Below are 15,675 nucleotides of genomic sequence, written 5' to 3'. Positions count from 1 at the left end.
CAAAGCATCCGGCGCAAAGCCGTCATATCATGTAAAAAAAGGGCGGCATTTGCCGCCCCCTTGGTGGAAATTGGCAACTGCGGGTGGTGCGGGGATCAAAGCAGCGTGAACGGCTGGGCCCGCTTGGTCCAGTCGCTGTCCGGATACTCTTTGGAGAGCTGCTGGTAGATTTCTTTCAGAGGCGTGGGATCGTGGCTCGAGCTGAAGCGGGCCACGCCGCGCAGGTAGACCGCCTCGGGGGCGGCGGCGCTTTTCGGACAGCCGTTCAGCAGGGTGGTGAACTGGTTCACCGCCTCGTTGAACTGGCCGTTGTCCAGGCACGCTTTCCCGATGCCCAAAAGTACCGAACCGACCATCTCGTCCGGAGGGAGATAACCCACGGTGCGTTGGTGCTCGCGGCCGTAGAGGTCGAGGGTGATCAGGGTCGGTGTCCAGGAGACGCGGAAATCTCCGGTCTGGGTGGTCGAGGAAACCGGGATCCGGACCGGGACCACGCGGTCCCCGATGAAGTTGACCACGTTGTCATCGACGAAGGTGACCTCCTCCATCTGCTTGCAGCCGATGCATTGCGGGCTGAAGAATTCGAGCAAGACGGTCTTCTGTTCAGCCTTCGCCCGAGCCAGCGCTTTGCCCATGTCCGTTTCCCAAGGTATCATGGTTAAACCCTCCTCCCGGTTATCATTAAACCCACGCTAAAGGGTAGCGTTTTGATTTCCTGTGTCAAGTCCCCTAACCGCTTGCAGTTTTGGGCGAAATGCATATAATGAATCCGGCTCAGCCCAGACACTCACGCCTGAAAGGAAGTATTTTGTCCAGCAAAAACCCGCGCCGCGCCGCCTTTGAGATCCTGCTTCGCATCGAAAAAGAGAAGTCCTTCGCCGACATCCTGATAGACCACGAACTGTCCAAGGACATGATCAAGGGGGCCGACCGCGGCCTTCTCACTGAACTGGTGTACGGCGTGCTGCGCCGGCAGGGGACACTGGACCACATTATCGGGCAGTTCTCCACGCAGAGAACCGACAAGCTCGAACTCTACGTGCTGCTCTTGTTGCGCCTGGGGCTGTACCAGTGCTTCTTCCTGGATCGCGTCCCGGTTTCGGCCGCGGTCAACGAGACGGTGAAGCTCGCCAAGGAACTCGCGCCACGGGCATCCGGCTTCATCAACGCCATCCTGAGGAACGCCGACCGCAACCGCGACAACATCAGCTACCCGGACCGCGCCGAGAACCCGGTGGGTTACCTGGCGGTGCGCTACTCCCACCCCGCTTGGCTGACCAAGCAGTGGTGCGACCAGTTGGGCGTGGACGGTGCCGAGGAACTCGCCGCCGCCATGTCGGAGCCGCCTCCCTTCACCATCCGGGTCAACACCCTGCGCACCTCCCGGGAGGCGCTCATGGCGCGTCTGACCGAGGAGGGGATCAACTGCAGCGCGACCCGCTGGTCTCCCGACGGCGTCAGGCTGAACCAGTCCGGGCTGATCTCGCGGCTCCCTTCATTCCGCGACGGCCTCTTCACCGTGCAGGACGAGTCCTCGCAACTGGCGCCCCTGTTCCTTTCTCCGGAAAAGGGTGATCGGGTGCTGGACGCCTGCGCCGCCCCCGGGGGCAAGACCACGCAGATCGCCCAGCTCATGGGGGACACCGGCGAGATCTACGCCTGCGACGTGAACCACAAGAAATTGAGACTGATCAAGGAGACCTGCGATCGCCTGGGCATCACCACGGTGCGCACCTTCACCATGGACGCCAACGCGCCGTCCCCCGCTATCAAGGACGTCACCTTCCAGCGCATCCTGGTCGATGCCCCCTGCTCGGGGCTGGGGGTGATCCGGCGCAACCCGGAAGGGAAGTGGAGCAAGTCCCCGGACGACCTGCTGCCGCAGGCGCGTACCCAGGTTTCCATCCTGGAGAACCTCTGCAAGTACCTGGACAAGCAGGGCACCCTCGTTTACGCCACCTGTTCCACCAGCGTGCAGGAGAACGAGTACGTGGTCGACACCTTCCTGCGCGAGCACCCCGAATTCGTCGCCGAGGACCTGCGCACGCTCTTCCCCGAGTTCGCGCCGCTCTTCACCGAGCGCGGCTTCTTCAGGAGCTGGCCGCACCGCGACGGCATGGACGGCTTTTTCGCCGCCCGTCTCAATAAAATCAAGTAGGAGAACCCATGAAAAAGATCGCACCTTCCATACTTTCCGCCGACTTCTCCCGTCTGGGCGAGGAGATCAAAGCTATCGAGACCGCCGGCGCCGACTACGTGCACATCGACGTGATGGACGGGCAGTTCGTCCCCAACATCACCATCGGCCCGCTCATCGTGGAAGCCGCACGCCGGGTGACCACGCTGCCGCTCGACGTGCACCTGATGATCGTGGACCCGGACCGTTACATCCCGGATTTCGCCAAGGCGGGGAGCGACATCATCGTGGTGCACGCGGAGGCGACCAACCACCTGCACCGCACCGTCCAGTTGATCAAGTCCTTCGGCAAGAAGGCGGGCGTCTCCCTGAACCCCGCGACCCCGCTCAACGTGCTCGACTACGTTATGGAGGAGCTGGACCTGATCCTTTTGATGACGGTGAACCCGGGCTTCGGCGGCCAGTCCTTTATCGAGGCCTGCATTCCCAAGATCCAGACGCTGCGCGCCACCATGGACCGCAGGGGGGTCGAGGCGGAGCTCGAGGTGGACGGCGGTGTCAAAACCGACAACATCGCCCGCATCGCCCACGCCGGCGCCGACGTCTTCGTGGCCGGCAGCGCCGTCTTCAACTCGCCCGACTACGCGGCCACCATCGCGGAACTGAAGCAGCGTGCCAAGGAGCCGGTGCTCTGATAGCGGAGCACGGGCAGGAACGGCCGGGGTCCCCGGCCGCGATTAGGGAGAGGCTCAAGACCTCTCTCGCCGCGCGCCGCCGTGTCCCTATGGAGGCGGGGCCCGTTCCCGCCGCCGTCCTGCTTCCCCTGTTCCTGAAGGACGGGGAGTACCACATCCTTTTCACCAAGCGCACCACCCACCTCACCCACCACAGCGGCGAGATCTCCTTCCCCGGCGGGCGCTGCGAGGAAAGCGACCGCGACAGCGCCGACACCGCCACCCGCGAAGCCTGGGAGGAAGTCGGCATCGACCCGGCCGACGTCGAGATCTTAGGCGAGCTGGACGACTGCCACTCCATCCACAACTACCTGGTCACCCCCGTGGTCGGCATCTTCCCGGAAAACTACACCCTCACCGTCAACGACGCCGAGATCGAGCGGCTGATCGAGGTGCCGCTGGCGCATTTCTCCGAGCCGGGCGTGTACCGGGTCGAGTACTGGGACCACAAGGGGATCAAGAACTACCCGATGTACTTCTATCTCTACGGGGACGACGAGATCTGGGGGCTGACCGCCCGCATCCTGAAGAACTTCCTGGACGTGTTCTGGGGCGTGGAGCAGGCGGGCGAGGAATCGGAGCAGTTCTAGCGGGCTTTCGCCAGTAGGATCCTTTCCAGGTTGATGGCCAGTCGCCTCTGCTCCTTTTGCAGCACGAAGCCCCGTTGCAGCGCCCCCGCCTCTATTCCTTTCATGTGCAGCGCCCCCCACGGAACCACCACCGTGTCGTACTTCTTGAGCGCCTTGTCGAGATAGCCGAGCAGCACCTCGTTGCGGCGGGTCAGGATGTCGCCCATGATCACCTCCTGCATCTGCGGGGTAACGTTTTGCTCCGCCCAGCGGTTCAGGTTGAGCGCCGCCTCCATGAACGATGGCGTTTTCTGCAGCTCTTTGCCCACCTGGTCCAGGAAACGCAGCGTCTCGGGGCGGAAGGTGCTCAAGTCGGTGTCGGCCACCAGGATGTCCGGCTCCTTCGCGGTCGGCTCCGGCGGCCCCTGCAAGCTCTTCTGGTCGATCACCCGCCCCGGAAAGAGCTGCTTCTCCTGCGAGGCGAGCCCGAGGAAGCTCGCTACACCGCGGTAATCGAAGTGGTGCCGCAGCGTCTGTTTCTTGTCCGTCACCCCCTCCGCCAGCACCACGGCCCGGCCGCTCGCCGGGACCCGCGCCACGTCCTGGTAATACCCTTTCTCCCCTATATGCACCATGCCCGTAAGGCGCAGCGTCTGGTTGCCGCGGCGGTACACGCGCTCGGTGAGGTAGACCCCGCGCGGCGTCACCCTGATGAAGCCCGCCGTGTTGTTGAGCGCCCAGGCGTCGGCCAGAAACAGGGTCATCGTCGCCAGCAGCACCGGTAGGAGCACGAGATTGATTCCGGCGAAGACGAAGGTATTCCTGGTTCCGAAGAACGGCCCCTCAAAGCGCCACGCGGGGAGCGTCAGCCCCGGGTCATGGTTGTCCCGGTAGCGGGCGATCAAGAGCGGTGGCACGACAAGCTGCAGCACCGCCATGGAGACCGCGTAGAGCCGGGAAGCGCCCAGCACCGGGAAGATCCAGGCCGCCAGGGGGCAGGCGAACAGGAAGGCGATCAGCGGGATGAAGAGCTTCTTGGGGAGGCGCCGGTCGATCCCCAGGCAGAGGTAGAGCGGGATGGCGAGGAGCAGCACCGCGTTGGCCACCTGAATCCTGAACAAGGTGAGCTGCGCCACCGGGGCCACCAGCGAGGAGAGTTCGTCCAGCACGGAAAGGAAGCCGTCGGCGAAGAACAGGATCAAAAAGACGTTGGCGAGTTTTTTCATGGTGTCCCGGGATTAGGAGTGGCGAGACAGCAGGCCCGACCAAGCGGGCAGCCGTCGCAGGAAGGTTTCTTGCGGCAATGGCGTTTGCACTGCTCCACGATCAGGGCGTGGTACTCGTTGAACAGCGGGGCCTCGGGCGGCAGGTGCTCCATGAACAGGGAGCGCACCCGGTGGTAGTCGTCCTTTTCGCTGACCAGGCCGAGCCGGGAAAAGAGACGCCGGGTGTAGGCATCGACGACGAAGGAGGGCTTCCCGCCCGCGTAGAGGAGGATGGAGTCGCAGGTTTCCGGGCCGATGCCGGGGACCTTGACGAGCTCGTCGCGCAGGTCCTGCCAACCGCCGGCGAACATGGCGTCCAGGCTGCCGTGGCGGCGCAAGAGCCACTCGACAAATCCCTTCAGGCGCACGCTCTTCACGTTGAAGAACCCGGAAGGGCGGATCAGTTCTGCGAGGCGCTCCTGCGGGGTCTCGTGGATCGCCTGCACCGAGATGAGTCCCTCCCGCTTCAGGTTGACTATCGCCTTCTCGACGTTGATCCAGTTGGTGTTCTGGGTCAGGATGGCCCCGACGCAGACCTCGAACGGGGTGTCTGCGGGCCACCAGTTGAGGGCGCCATAGCGCCGGTACAGGGAGCCGAAAATTTCCAGCAGGCGGGTTTGCGGGTCGTTTGCTGCCAATAGGTTCTCCAGCTGGGGAAGTGCCGCAGGCGTGACCCGGCGGTCGACTCGGCTACGGTAGCAGCATTGCGGCCTCGGTGTCCAGAGGTTGTTGTGGGCGACGGGGGGGAGGGGGGGGGAGAATGGGAGCTGCAAAAGTTGAAAGCCAGGAGCTACTAGCCACGAAGCCTTGCAGACGCACTCGCGTTCCCCACTTTGCGAAGGGGGGACAGGGGGGATTTAGCTTCTGGCGGCACTAAAAAGGGCCGGCTGAAAACAGCCGGCCCTAAGTCGGTTTCTTTGTGTGGCGCGGCCTACGGTGCGATGTTCAGCTTCTGCGCCTCGGTCGCGGCATCTTCCAGGTATTCCCTGGAGTACCTGACATAGTTGCCGGCCGAACGGCCCAGCCAGGCGATCTCGTTCTCGGTAAGGTCCCGCTTGTACTTGGCGGGGGAGCCGACCCAGAGGGTGCCGGGGGGGATGACGGTTCCCTCGGTGACCAGGGCGCGGGCGCCGACCAGGGCCCCCTTGCCGACCACGGCCTTGTCCATGATCATCGCCTGCATTCCGATGAAGGCGCCGTCCTCGATGGTGCAGCCGTGCAGGGTGACGCTGTGGCCGACAGTGACGTCGTTGCCGATGACCAGCGGGGCGCCCGGGTCTTCGGCGTGTTTCTTGTGCGTTACGTGAAGCATGGAGAGGTCCTGGATGTTGGTCCGGTCGCCGATGCTGATCGAGTTGACGTCGCCGCGCACCACGCAGTTGTACCAGATGCTCGCTTCCTTGCCGATGCTGACGTCGCCGATGATTACCGCCCCCTCCGCAACGAAGGCGGACGGTGCGATCTTGGGATGCATGCCTTTGAAGGATCGAATCATACGTGCTCCTTGCGAAAGAAAGGTTCTACTAGCCCCTAGTCCCTAGTCCCCACCTTGTTAGTCCCTCGGGATGGCCAGCATCCGGTCCAAGGCGCGCTTGGCGGGGATGCGGACCTCCTCGGGGACCTTGACCACGGGGCTCATGCTGGTGAGCGCCTCGTGCACGTCTTCCAGCGAGGTGAGCTTCATGTTGGGGCAGATGAGGGCCGGGGAGGCGAGGATGAACTCCTTGTCCGGGTTCTCCCGCTTGAGGCGCCAAAGGATGCCGGCCTCGGTGCCGATGATGAAGCGCTTGGCGTCGCTTTTCTTGCAGTAGTCGTACATGCCGGTAGTGGAACAGACGTGGTCGGCCAGCGCCACCACGGCGGGGTTGCACTCGGGATGGCAGACGAAGGGCGCGCCGGGGTTCTGCTCTTTCAGTTCCTTGACCACTTCGGGGCGGAGCCTCTCGTGGGTCGGGCAGTACCCCTCCCAGAGGTGGAACTTCTTGTCGGTGAAGCGGGCCACGTAGCTCCCCAGGTTCTTGTCCGGCGCGAAGATGATCTCCTTCTCGCTCATGGACTGGACCACCTTGAGGGCGTTGGCGGAGGTGCAGCAGATGTCGCTCTCGGCCTTGACCGCGGCGGAAGAGTTCACGTAGGTCACCACCGGCACGCCGGGCAGCTGCGCCTTCAGTTTTTTCAGCTCCTCGGCCGAGACCATGTCAGCCATCGGGCAGCCGGCATCCAGGCGGGGGAGCAGTACGGTCTTTTCCGGTGCCAGGATGGAGGCCGATTCGGCCATGAAATGGACGCCGCAGAAGACGATCACGTCAGCGTCAGTCTTGGCCGCCTCCATGGACAGAGCCAGCGAGTCTCCGGTTATGTCAGCGATCTCCTGTACTTCGTCGCGCATGTAGTTGTGCGCCAGGAGGACGGCTTTACGCTCTTTGAGCAATGCCTTAATATCAGACTTTAAAGAATCCTGCGTCATGTTTGTCACCACCAAACTGTCATTCTCATTTGAAATATATGGTAAACAGGACCGATCTTAGACAATGTTCGGGATCATGTCAAACCAATTAAGGTCCTACCTTTGCAAGCTTGACACCCGTCGGTAAAACCTCTATTATTTTTTGGACTTTTTGTATGACAAACGCGTGTTTGACGCATACCAAGCGAGGTAAATAGTATGTTCGGAATCGGGATGCCTGAACTGGTCATCATTTTGGTCATAGCACTGATCGTCATCGGCCCGCAGAAGCTGCCGGACCTGGCGAAGTCCCTGGGCAAGGGGCTGGCCGAGTTTAAGAAGGCCACCGACGATTTCAAGCAGACCATAGAGGCCGACAGCAGGACCGAAGAGGAGAAAGAGCATCTGGCGAAGCTTGCCGAGGCCAAGAAGAAGGCCGAGGAAGAGAAGGTGCGTGAGGCCGAGGAGCTCAAGGCGAAGGTCGAGGGGACCGCTGCCGCCGAACCGGTACCGGCTGCCGCGACTGCAGCGACTGCAGCAGAAGCGGAGAAGAAGGCCTAACATCAGCCAAAATCTGGACGCGAAAAAGGCGGGGTGATCCCGCCTTTTTTCTTACCTGAAAGCTGCATGACCGAGGGCCCGCGCTGGGCGGCCACAGGTGACGCCATGTTAAATTGGTTCAGGAAGAAGAAAGAGGAACTGCAGTTTCCCGACAGCGCCGCTGCTTTCGCCCACGCCTGCTCCATCGGCTACACCCCGCTCATCGGCGGCCTAGTTCCGGCCCTGGTTGAGGAATCGGGCGGTCTGAACCGCGACGGCGAGCGCACCTTCCTGATAAGCCTCGCTGCCCCCGACCGGCCGTTGCACCTCTGGAGCTGCACCTTGAAAGGCGCGCCGGGCTATCCGGAGGAGGGGGAGTTCATCGGCTTCCGCGTGGTCACCATCGCCTCGGATCTGCCCGAGCCCGTCAACCTGATCGGCTACATCGCCTGCCGCCTGGAACCGAGACTGGTGCCGGGTAAGGGATGGATCGTGGCCCAGAACTACACTCCGGAGAACATCAAACCGGATTTCCGCCCCATGTAGCTAAAGGCGGGCGAATGATTATTCACCCCTACACCGCGCAGAACTCGTGCGAATTCCCCCCCCAGCCTATTTTTGCGCCAGCACCAACTCGGCCGGGACCGGCTCGCTCTCCCAGGTGATCTCCGGGTAGAGGGACTTGTCCAGCTTCAGGTAGGTGCCGTCCACCCCCGTCTCAGCCCACCAGCATTCGTTCCCCTTCACCGGGAGTTTGTCGAAAAGGTACAGGTCGTTGTTCTTGTCTCTGGCGAGGAACATGGTGCTCTCCTTTTCCCGTGGCGGCCGCGGCCGCAAACGGGAAGGCCCTCCCGCTCTGGCAGGAGGGCCTTTCGGTAATCGGTTCTTTGTTTTGAGCTACTTGATCTTGAACTTGTCTCTGGCGATCTTCGCCTCTTCCGATTTTGGGTGCTCGTCCACCAGCTTCTTCAGGATGTAGGCGGCGCTCTTGTTGTCTCCCAACTCCCTGAAAGCCATGCCCTGTTTCAGCATGGCGGCGGGCGCCTTTTCCTTGTCCGGATAGTTCTTGATGACTTCCTGGAACTCCAGCACCGCCTGCTCGTAGTTCTTCTCCTGGTAATAGCTCTCGCCGATCCAGTACTGGGCGTTGGCCGCCAGGTTGTGCTTAGGGTACTGCACCAGGAAGCTCGCGAACAGCTCGCGGGCCTTGGCACCCTGGCCGGCCTTGAGGGCATCCTGACCCTGCTGGTAGAGTTGCTCCGGGGACTTGAGCGCCGCAGCCGCCTTCGCTTGCTGCTCCTCGACCCCCTTCTCCAGCTTGGTCATGCGCGCCTCGAGCGCGGCCAGCCTCTTGTTCAGGTCTTCCTTCAATAGGGCGATGTCGTCGGCCGGCTTCTGGGCCAGGATGCGCACGTCGTCGACCTTGCCGGTCAAGAGCTGCATGTCCACCCTGGCGCTCTCCAGGGTCGCCTGCAGGTCCGCTCCACCCTTGCGGATGGTCGCCATCTCCTTTTGGTACCCCGCCATGTCAGCCTGTAGTGACTCCAGGCTTTGCCGGTAGCCGGCCAGGGACTTCTCCACCCCTTCCTTCACCTCGCCGCGGACCTCGTTCAGTCCCCGGTCCAGCGTGAAGAGACGGTTTTTGATCTCGTCGTTGTCGCGGCGCACCGACTCCAGGTCGGTCTGGCTGGCACAGCCGAAAAACGTAAGCAGTACCAGCGCTCCCAGCGCCCCCCTTGTAAACCTCATGACAAACCTCCTTTAAGGACGGTCGATAAAAAAAGGAGCCCGAAGGCTCCTTTGGGCTGCGTGGTACGCGTCACTTCGCGACGACGAATTCGTCCCTTCTGTTCTTGGCCCAAGCCGCTTCGTCGTGGCCTGCGTCGACAGGTTTCTCTTCGCCGTAGCTGATGATGCTGATGCGCTCGGAGGAGATGCCCAGGTTGACCAGGTAATCCTTGGCGGCCTTGGCCCTTCTCTCGCCCAGCGCCATGTTGTAGTCGTCGGAGCCGCGCTCGTCGCAGTTCCCCTCGATGCGGATCTTGAGCGACTGCTGCCTGCTCAGGTACTCGGCATTCTTGGTGAGGATGTTGCGCGACTCTTCGGAGAGGTCGGAAGAATCGAAGTTGAAGTAGATCTTCTGCAACTGCCCCTGCAGGTCGCCCGACGGCGCCTTGGAACTCTCGCGCACCGGCTCCTGCGCCACCACCGGCTCGCGGACCGGGGTCTGCTCGGTGACCGGGGCCTTCTGCGTCGGGGCCTCCTGGGCCGGTTTAGCCGTTTCGGGGGCGGGTGCCGTGACCGACGGAGCTGCCTCCTCGGGCTTGACCATGTCTTTCTTGGCGCAGCCTCCCGCTACCAAAGCTCCCATGCAAAGAACAACCAGGCATCCGGCGATATTCTTGCGCATTCCCCACTCCTTTTGATCTATGGAATATGGGCATCGCTGCTGCCGATGCCCCTTGTAAAAAACGACTGAGAGTATACCCACCTTTTCGAGGTTGGGCAACGGTAATGCTTCGCAATTACCAGTTCACCGACCAAGTCGGGTGGGTGTTCTGCGCCCGGTCCGGGGAGATCCTGGTCTGCCCGCTGCCGTCGGCGCGCATCAGGTACAGCCCCTCGCCGCCGTCGCGGGTCGAGCTGAAGACGATGAAACGTCCGTCGGGTGAGTAGCGCGGGTGCTCGTTGCTCCCCACCTTGGTCAACTGGGTGTCGCCGGTGCCGTCGGGATTGATCGCGTAGATCTGGAAGCCCCCCTCCTTGCGCGCGTAGACGATGCGATTCCCCTTGGGGGACCAGCGCGGGGTCACGTTGTAGGCACCGTTGGTGGTGAGGCGTCTCAGGTTGCCGCCGTTGGCGTCCATCACGAAGAGCTGCGGCTTGCCCAAGCGGTCGGAGACGAAGGCGATTCTGGAGCCGTCGGGAGACCAGGCGGGGGAGACGTCGATGGCGTGGTTGTTGGTGAGCCGCACCAACTCCTTGCCGTCCCGGCTCATCTGGTAGATCTCCGAGTTGCCGTCCTTGGAAAGGACTAGGGCGATCTTGTTGCCGTCCTGGGAGAAGACACCCATGGCGTTCAGGCCGCTTCTGGCAGAGACGCGCGCCTCCTGCCCGGTGAAAAGCTCGCGGCGATACAGGTCGGGATTCCCCTTCTTGTAGGAGGTGTAGATGATCTCCTTGCCGGAGGGGGCGAAGTCGGGGTAGAGGTTGATCGATCCGTTATTGGTGAGCCGCTGCGGGTTGCGCCCGTCGTAATCCATGATGAAGATCTCCTTGTTGCCGGAGGCTTTGGATACGTAGGCGATCTTGCCGGTGAAGGGGCCCTTCTCGCCGGTCAGCACGCGCAGCACCTCGTCGGAGAAGGCGTGCCCCATGCGGCGCAGGTCCTTGAGGCGGCCGCTGTAGCGCTTGGCGATGACCTCCCGGTTCAGCACCTGGTCCACCAGGCGGCACTCGAGGATGGCGGTGTCACCCTGCACGCCGTAGGCGCTCTTTAAAAGCAGCGTGCCCCCCGCCTCGGTCGGTGCGATCTCGAAGGGGCCGGCGATGCCGAGGTCGAACCCGAACAGCTCGGGGAGCTCCCGCGCGTCGCCGGCAACGGTGCCGGAGAGCGCCGTGGTGGGCGCGATGGCCAGCTTCATCTTCCCGGAGGTCGGGGCGGTGACGTCGAGGTAACTCTCCGCCGCGAAGCCCTGGGGCCCCATCAGCAGTATCAGCAGTAGCAGAAGGATTCTTGTTATCACTATTTCACCCCTTCAGGCATGAAGCGGAACACGCGTTTGTACTGAGTGTGGTTGGGCGGGGGCACCAGTGTCTTGCCTGCCAGCGCGACCGCCCGTTGCACGGCGTCGTCGAAGAAGGGGTCCCCCGACCCCTTTTCCACCCGGTAGTCGATGCTGCCGTCGGGGGAGACCGTGATGGTGGCGATCACCTGCGGTGCCTTGGTCTGCGTGGCGATGACCTGTTTGAGTGCGTCCCTGAGCCGGGACTGCAGGTAGGAGGAATAGTCGCTCCCCGCCTGGTTTCCGGTCGCTCCCGGCATCCCGGTGCGGCTACTCCCCCTTTTCTTGAGGGCATCCAGCACCGCGGCCTGGCGCCGCTCTTCGGCCTTTTGCTGCATTTTGGCCATTCGTTCGTTGAAGGCCTTGTCCTCGGCCTCTTTTTGCTGCGCTTCGGTTTGGGCCTTGGGTTTCGCGGGCGGCGTCTTCGCTGCGGGCTTGGTCGGCAGGGCCATGGCCGGCTTGGCAGGAGCCGGAGGGGCTGGGGCCGGCGCGGCGGGAGCCTTGGTCTCGGCCGGAGCAGGCGGCGCGGGCATGCCGCTTTGCGGTGAGGCTACCGGCAGCGTCACCATGTCGACGTAGGTAACCGGGGTTTCGTCCTGATGGAACTCAGGGAGGAAGTGCCAGTTGACGATGACCAGGAACACGACCAGGTGGCAGACGAGGGAGATGGCCAGCATCCCCCCCGGTCCCGGGTAGTTGCGCGTGAACGCGGTTTTCATCGGCGTTGCGGGGACTCCGTCACCATGCCCAGGCGCTCCACGCCGGCTCCCTTGATCTGGGCCATGACGCGGACCACGTCACCGTAGGGGACCGCCTGGTCCGCCTTGAGGAACACCTCGCGCTTCTCGCGGCCGGCCAGCATGGTGGTCAGTTTGTCTTTCAATTGGTCAGCCGGAATCTCGGTCGAGTTGATGAAAGTCTTGCCGGACTGCTCGACGGAGACCACCAGGGTGTCCTCCTTGGGCGCCAGCGACTTGGTGTCCGCCTTGGGGAGGTTGACCTGGACCCCCTGCTGCATCATCGGCGCGGTGACCATGAAGATGATCAAGAGCACCAGCATGACGTCGACCAGAGGTGTGACGTTTATCTGCGACATGGTGCCGCGATCGCCGTTTTCCCTGTTGCCGAACTCCATGGCTTATCTCCCCGCGAAGTTGCGCTGTACGATGTTGAGGAATTCGGTGGAGAAGCTGTCCATCTCGGAGATGAGCACCTTGATCTTGTGCTGGAAGTGGTTGTAGCCCATGACGGCCGGGATGGCGGCGACCAGGCCGATGGCAGTGGCGATGAGCGCCTCGGCGATGCCCGGGGCGACGACTGCCAGGGATGCGGAGCCACTCTGGCCGATCTTCTCGAAGGCGGTCATGATGCCCCAGACGGTGCCGAAGAGGCCGACGAACGGTGCGGTGGCGCCGGTGGTGGCCAGGAAGGTCAGGTACTTTTCCAGCCGGGTGATTTCGATCGTGGTGGCGCGGCGCAGGGCGCGGGCGATGTTGTCGACCCCGCCGAGGTCGGTGCTGACGCTGTTCGGATCAGCCTTCTCCTCGACCTTTTCCTGCAGTTTCCGAAGCTCGCCGTAGCCCTCCTGGAACAAGACGGTGAGGGGGGAGTGCTCGAAGCGGTCCAGTTGCGAGTTGATGGCGTCGAAGCGCTTGGCTTTCCAGAAGAATTCCAGGAAGCGCTCGGAGGCGCCGTTGGCGCGGTACACCTGCAGCAGCTTGTAGAAGATGATGCCCCAGGAGACCACCGAGAAATAGAGCAACAGCAAAAGTACCAGTTTTACGACCAGGCCGGTCGATGCAAGCATGCCCACGTAGCAACCCTCCGCGGTTAGATGGAAATCAAACTGGAAAAATATGCTGAACCATTGGGGAAGTCAACAGGAAACACGTGCCGTGCGGCGCTGGGGCAAGGCACATCCAAAAGCTTCAACGCAAAGACGCGGAGCCGCGAAGGCGCCAAGACTTTAAGCAGTTAAAACCTTCAGTCTTTTGTCAAAGTCTTTTCTTCGTGGCTTTGCGCCTTTGCGCCTTCGCGTTTGGCCTTTAGCTTTACCCTAATAGCACTCCGGCCGCCGGTCCTGAAAGCAGCTGATGCTTGCGCGCCAGGAGGTGATCTCGGCGGGGTCGAGGAGCGCGGTCGGCTCACAGTTCTCGTAGCCCCCTTCAGCCAGGAGCTCCCCTTTGGGGTTGACGATTAACGAGGAGCCGAAGAAGTCGAGCTTGCCGATCATGCCGCAGGTGTTGGTGGCGACCACGAAGAGCTGGTTTTCGATGGCGCGGGCGCGGATCAGGGTGCGCCAGTGCTCCTCGCGCGGCTTGGGCCACTCGCCGGTGACGACGATGATCTCGGCGCCGTCCACGGCAAGCCTGCGCGTAAGTTCCGGGAAGCGGAGATCGTAGCAGATGATGACGCCGATCTTGCCGACGCTGGTGTCGACCAGGCAGACGGCGTCGCCGCGGTCCAGGTGCCGGTCCTCCTGCATGAGGCCGAAGAGGTGCATCTTTCGGTAGCTGCCGGCCAACCTGCCGCGGTCGGCGACGTAGGCTGTGTTGTAGACCTTCTCGCCGTGCGGCTCCGGCAGGCTCCCCACGATGGTCATGGCCAGTTCCCCCGAAAGCGCCAGTATCCGCTCCACCAGGGCCGGGGTACGCAGGGCCAGCTGGTTCAACTGGCGGTAGTCGAAGCCGCAGCTCCACATCTCCGGCAGGACCGCGAGTTCCACCCCGTCGCGGGCGAGCTGGCGCAGTTTATCGGTGACGTAGGCGAGGTTCTTGTCGATGTCTCCGAGCGCTATGTTGAACTGCAGCGCGGCCGCCTTGATGCTCTTCTGCATGTCCCCTCCCGTTTTTCCCTTTGCGCCTTTGCGTCTTTGCGTGAGGCGCCTGAAGGTTTCGAAGTGTAATCTTCCTAATCGAGGATTTCAAGCATCTTCGTGCAGTTGCGGCGCTTTTGCGTGACAAGGAGAGTGCGGATCTGCTAGAACGTTAGCTGGCGTGTCAAGGAGCGCGAGAGCCATGAGAGCCGGTCTCTATATACATTTCCCCTTCTGCCTGAAAAAGTGCCTGTACTGCGACTTCAATTCCACCGCCTGGTCCGGCGCCGAACTGGACGGCTACGTGGAGCTTTTGCTGCGCGAGATGGAGCTGCGCCAGGAGGCCCTCCCCGAGCCGGTGCAGGCGCCGACCCTGTATCTCGGCGGCGGGACGCCGTCGCTCATGGTGCCGGAGCTGGTGGGGCGCCTGATCGAGCAGGCGGCGCTTCGCTTTGGCCTCGAGCAGGGGGCGGAGGTGACCCTGGAGGCGAACCCGGGGACCCTCACCCCGGAGCGGCTGGCCGGCTACCGGGCCGCGGGGGTGAACCGATTGTCGCTGGGGATCCAGTCCTTTGAGGAGCGCCTGCTGGAAAGGCTCGGCCGTGCGCATAGCGTGCCACAGGCGCTGGCTGCTTTCGACCAGGCACGCCGGGCCGGTTTCGACAATATCAGCATCGACCTGATGCACTCCCTCCCGGGGCAGACTCTTGAGGACTGGCGCGCCGCGCTGGCCCAAGGGATCGCGCTCGCTCCCGAGCACGTTTCGGCCTACGCGCTCTCCATCGAGGAGGGGACCCCGTTCGAGAAGCTCTACCAGGGCGGGGAGCTGGTCCTACCGGGGGAGGAAGAGGCGGCGCGCATGTTCGAGACGACGGCCGAGCTTTTGACCGGCGCCGGCTACCTCCATTACGAGATCTCCAACTTCGGCAGACCCGGCCGCTTTTCCCGCCACAACCAATCCTACTGGAGCCGGCAGAGCTACCTCGGTTTCGGCTCCGGCGCGCATTCCTTCTGGAACCCCGACGGCCTCGGGCGCCGCTGGAACAACGCCGCCGACTTGGACGACTACCGCACCGCCCTCGCCGCGGGCCTTCTCCCCGAGCGGGACGAGGTGCAGCTCTCGCTACAGGACGCGGTTGCCGAGAGCTTTTTCCTGGGGCTGCGCGTCCTGAGCGGCCTGGACCTCGCCCCCATCAAGGCTTGCTTCGGCGAGGACGCACTGGCAGGCCAGTTGGCGGAGGTGGAGCGGCTGCAGCAGGCCGGTCTCCTGGTCGCCGACGGAGGGCGCATCCGTCTCGCCGACAGCTCGGTAATCATCGCCAACAGCATCTTTTCCCGCTTTCTGTAAATCCGCTTTTATCTCGCCAGAGAACCCCTTGACAAA

Annotated in this window: 19 protein-coding genes; 6 read left to right on the top strand and 13 right to left on the bottom strand. The window is 62.9% G+C overall.

Annotation, left to right across the window (positions count from 1 at the left end):
* Nucleotides 1-95 precede the first annotated feature (95 nt).
* Nucleotides 96-656 carry a thioredoxin fold domain-containing protein gene (locus JFN90_RS15490; protein ID WP_199396032.1) on the bottom strand — a complete coding sequence of 187 codons (561 nt, stop codon included), beginning with the start codon at nucleotides 654-656 and terminating at the stop codon, nucleotides 96-98.
* A 152-nt stretch (nucleotides 657-808) separates the two neighbouring features.
* Here JFN90_RS15490 and rsmB point away from each other — a divergent pair, with 152 nt between their 5' ends.
* From rsmB to JFN90_RS15475, 3 genes are all read left to right on the top strand, one after another.
* Complete coding sequence (rsmB, locus tag JFN90_RS15485) at nucleotides 809-2,158, top strand: 16S rRNA (cytosine(967)-C(5))-methyltransferase RsmB (RefSeq protein WP_199396031.1); 1,350 nt, start codon at nucleotides 809-811, stop codon at nucleotides 2,156-2,158.
* An 8-nt stretch (nucleotides 2,159-2,166) separates the two neighbouring features.
* A complete protein-coding gene (rpe, locus tag JFN90_RS15480; protein ID WP_199396030.1) occupies nucleotides 2,167-2,832 on the top strand; it encodes a ribulose-phosphate 3-epimerase in 666 nt (221 codons plus the stop codon).
* An 89-nt stretch (nucleotides 2,833-2,921) separates the two neighbouring features.
* A complete protein-coding gene (locus JFN90_RS15475; RefSeq protein ID WP_199396029.1) occupies nucleotides 2,922-3,461 on the top strand; it encodes an NUDIX hydrolase in 540 nt (179 codons plus the stop codon).
* On the opposite strand, the gene JFN90_RS15470 is transcribed toward JFN90_RS15475, so the two are convergent.
* The 4 genes from JFN90_RS15470 to nadA all read right to left on the bottom strand — a co-directional run bounded on the left by JFN90_RS15470 (nucleotide 3,458) and on the right by nadA (nucleotide 7,172).
* A complete protein-coding gene (locus JFN90_RS15470) occupies nucleotides 3,458-4,666 on the bottom strand; it encodes a TraB/GumN family protein (protein ID WP_199396028.1) in 1,209 nt (402 codons plus the stop codon). The two genes, JFN90_RS15475 and JFN90_RS15470, sit on opposite strands and share 4 nt — an antisense overlap.
* Nucleotides 4,663-5,343 carry an endonuclease III domain-containing protein gene (locus JFN90_RS15465; protein ID WP_199396027.1) on the bottom strand — a complete coding sequence of 227 codons (681 nt, stop codon included), beginning with the start codon at nucleotides 5,341-5,343 and terminating at the stop codon, nucleotides 4,663-4,665. The genes JFN90_RS15470 and JFN90_RS15465 overlap by 4 nt, the downstream gene beginning before the upstream one ends.
* Before the next feature lie 293 nt (nucleotides 5,344-5,636).
* Nucleotides 5,637-6,200 carry a gamma carbonic anhydrase family protein gene (locus JFN90_RS15460; protein ID WP_199396026.1) on the bottom strand — a complete coding sequence of 188 codons (564 nt, stop codon included), beginning with the start codon at nucleotides 6,198-6,200 and terminating at the stop codon, nucleotides 5,637-5,639.
* Nucleotides 6,201-6,257: 57 nt separating this feature from the next.
* Nucleotides 6,258-7,172 (bottom strand): quinolinate synthase NadA, encoded by a 915-nt coding sequence (gene nadA / locus JFN90_RS15455; RefSeq protein ID WP_199396025.1) that lies wholly within the window; start codon nucleotides 7,170-7,172, stop codon nucleotides 6,258-6,260.
* A gap of 198 nt (nucleotides 7,173-7,370) precedes the next feature.
* On the opposite strand from nadA, the gene tatB reads away from it, so the two are divergent.
* Together tatB and JFN90_RS15445 are read left to right on the top strand one after the other, a co-directional pair.
* Nucleotides 7,371-7,712: a Sec-independent protein translocase protein TatB gene (gene tatB / locus JFN90_RS15450; protein WP_199396024.1), complete on the top strand. Its 342-nt coding sequence runs from the start codon at nucleotides 7,371-7,373 to the stop codon at nucleotides 7,710-7,712.
* A gap of 105 nt (nucleotides 7,713-7,817) precedes the next feature.
* Nucleotides 7,818-8,237 carry a hypothetical protein gene (locus JFN90_RS15445; protein WP_199396023.1) on the top strand — a complete coding sequence of 140 codons (420 nt, stop codon included), beginning with the start codon at nucleotides 7,818-7,820 and terminating at the stop codon, nucleotides 8,235-8,237.
* A gap of 66 nt (nucleotides 8,238-8,303) precedes the next feature.
* Here the strand turns inward: JFN90_RS15445 and JFN90_RS15440 are convergent, their stop codons facing one another.
* The 8 genes from JFN90_RS15440 to JFN90_RS15405 form a co-directional block, all read right to left on the bottom strand.
* Entirely contained in the window at nucleotides 8,304-8,492 is a 189-nt protein-coding gene (locus tag JFN90_RS15440) for a hypothetical protein (RefSeq protein WP_199396022.1), read from the bottom strand.
* A 96-nt stretch (nucleotides 8,493-8,588) separates the two neighbouring features.
* Nucleotides 8,589-9,440, bottom strand: coding sequence for a tol-pal system protein YbgF (gene ybgF, locus JFN90_RS15435; RefSeq protein ID WP_199396021.1), 852 nt, complete (start codon nucleotides 9,438-9,440; stop codon nucleotides 8,589-8,591).
* A 70-nt stretch (nucleotides 9,441-9,510) separates the two neighbouring features.
* Nucleotides 9,511-10,101: a peptidoglycan-associated lipoprotein Pal gene (pal, locus tag JFN90_RS15430; RefSeq protein ID WP_199396020.1), complete on the bottom strand. Its 591-nt coding sequence runs from the start codon at nucleotides 10,099-10,101 to the stop codon at nucleotides 9,511-9,513.
* Between the two features lie 115 nt (nucleotides 10,102-10,216).
* Complete coding sequence (tolB, locus tag JFN90_RS15425) at nucleotides 10,217-11,434, bottom strand: Tol-Pal system beta propeller repeat protein TolB (protein ID WP_199396148.1); 1,218 nt, start codon at nucleotides 11,432-11,434, stop codon at nucleotides 10,217-10,219.
* A 2-nt stretch (nucleotides 11,435-11,436) separates the two neighbouring features.
* Nucleotides 11,437-12,195 carry a cell envelope integrity protein TolA gene (locus tag JFN90_RS15420; protein WP_199396019.1) on the bottom strand — a complete coding sequence of 253 codons (759 nt, stop codon included), beginning with the start codon at nucleotides 12,193-12,195 and terminating at the stop codon, nucleotides 11,437-11,439.
* A complete protein-coding gene (tolR, locus tag JFN90_RS15415) occupies nucleotides 12,192-12,611 on the bottom strand; it encodes a protein TolR (protein WP_199396018.1) in 420 nt (139 codons plus the stop codon). The genes JFN90_RS15420 and tolR overlap by 4 nt, the downstream gene beginning before the upstream one ends.
* Before the next feature lie 3 nt (nucleotides 12,612-12,614).
* Complete coding sequence (gene tolQ, locus JFN90_RS15410) at nucleotides 12,615-13,289, bottom strand: protein TolQ (RefSeq protein WP_199396017.1); 675 nt, start codon at nucleotides 13,287-13,289, stop codon at nucleotides 12,615-12,617.
* Between the two features lie 243 nt (nucleotides 13,290-13,532).
* The gene (locus tag JFN90_RS15405; RefSeq protein ID WP_199396016.1) at nucleotides 13,533-14,312 is read right to left on the bottom strand and encodes a carbon-nitrogen family hydrolase; all 780 of its coding nucleotides are present in this window, start codon (nucleotides 14,310-14,312) and stop codon (nucleotides 13,533-13,535) included.
* 181 nt (nucleotides 14,313-14,493) lie between these two features.
* On the opposite strand from JFN90_RS15405, the gene hemW reads away from it, so the two are divergent.
* The gene (hemW, locus tag JFN90_RS15400; protein WP_199396015.1) at nucleotides 14,494-15,639 is read left to right on the top strand and encodes a radical SAM family heme chaperone HemW; all 1,146 of its coding nucleotides are present in this window, start codon (nucleotides 14,494-14,496) and stop codon (nucleotides 15,637-15,639) included.
* The last annotated feature ends 36 nt before the right edge of the window (nucleotides 15,640-15,675 follow it).

This window comes from Geomonas propionica, from assembly GCF_016458235.1.
In the GTDB taxonomy this organism is placed as follows: Bacteria; Desulfobacterota; Desulfuromonadia; order Geobacterales; family Geobacteraceae; genus Geomonas; species Geomonas propionica.
This window is presented reverse-complemented; position numbering and strand designations above follow the sequence as displayed.

What these genes read in the sequence shown, in the direction of transcription:
- JFN90_RS15490 (WP_199396032.1), bottom strand. Translation starts at nt 656, where the DNA reads ATGATACCTTGGGAAACGGACATGGGCAAAGCGCTGGCTCGGGCGAAG.
- rpe (WP_199396030.1), top strand. Translation starts at nt 2,167, where the DNA reads ATGAAAAAGATCGCACCTTCCATACTTTCCGCCGACTTCTCCCGTCTG.
- JFN90_RS15475 (WP_199396029.1), top strand. Translation starts at nt 2,922, where the DNA reads ATGGAGGCGGGGCCCGTTCCCGCCGCCGTCCTGCTTCCCCTGTTCCTG.
- JFN90_RS15470 (WP_199396028.1), bottom strand. Translation starts at nt 4,666, where the DNA reads ATGAAAAAACTCGCCAACGTCTTTTTGATCCTGTTCTTCGCCGACGGC.
- JFN90_RS15460 (WP_199396026.1), bottom strand. Translation starts at nt 6,200, where the DNA reads ATGATTCGATCCTTCAAAGGCATGCATCCCAAGATCGCACCGTCCGCC.
- nadA (WP_199396025.1), bottom strand. Translation starts at nt 7,172, where the DNA reads ATGACGCAGGATTCTTTAAAGTCTGATATTAAGGCATTGCTCAAAGAG.
- tatB (WP_199396024.1), top strand. Translation starts at nt 7,371, where the DNA reads ATGTTCGGAATCGGGATGCCTGAACTGGTCATCATTTTGGTCATAGCA.
- JFN90_RS15445 (WP_199396023.1), top strand. Translation starts at nt 7,818, where the DNA reads ATGTTAAATTGGTTCAGGAAGAAGAAAGAGGAACTGCAGTTTCCCGAC.
- JFN90_RS15440 (WP_199396022.1), bottom strand. Translation starts at nt 8,492, where the DNA reads ATGTTCCTCGCCAGAGACAAGAACAACGACCTGTACCTTTTCGACAAA.
- ybgF (WP_199396021.1), bottom strand. Translation starts at nt 9,440, where the DNA reads ATGAGGTTTACAAGGGGGGCGCTGGGAGCGCTGGTACTGCTTACGTTT.
- pal (WP_199396020.1), bottom strand. Translation starts at nt 10,101, where the DNA reads ATGCGCAAGAATATCGCCGGATGCCTGGTTGTTCTTTGCATGGGAGCT.
- JFN90_RS15420 (WP_199396019.1), bottom strand. Translation starts at nt 12,195, where the DNA reads ATGAAAACCGCGTTCACGCGCAACTACCCGGGACCGGGGGGGATGCTG.
- tolR (WP_199396018.1), bottom strand. Translation starts at nt 12,611, where the DNA reads ATGGAGTTCGGCAACAGGGAAAACGGCGATCGCGGCACCATGTCGCAG.
- JFN90_RS15405 (WP_199396016.1), bottom strand. Translation starts at nt 14,312, where the DNA reads ATGCAGAAGAGCATCAAGGCGGCCGCGCTGCAGTTCAACATAGCGCTC.
- hemW (WP_199396015.1), top strand. Translation starts at nt 14,494, where the DNA reads ATGAGAGCCGGTCTCTATATACATTTCCCCTTCTGCCTGAAAAAGTGC.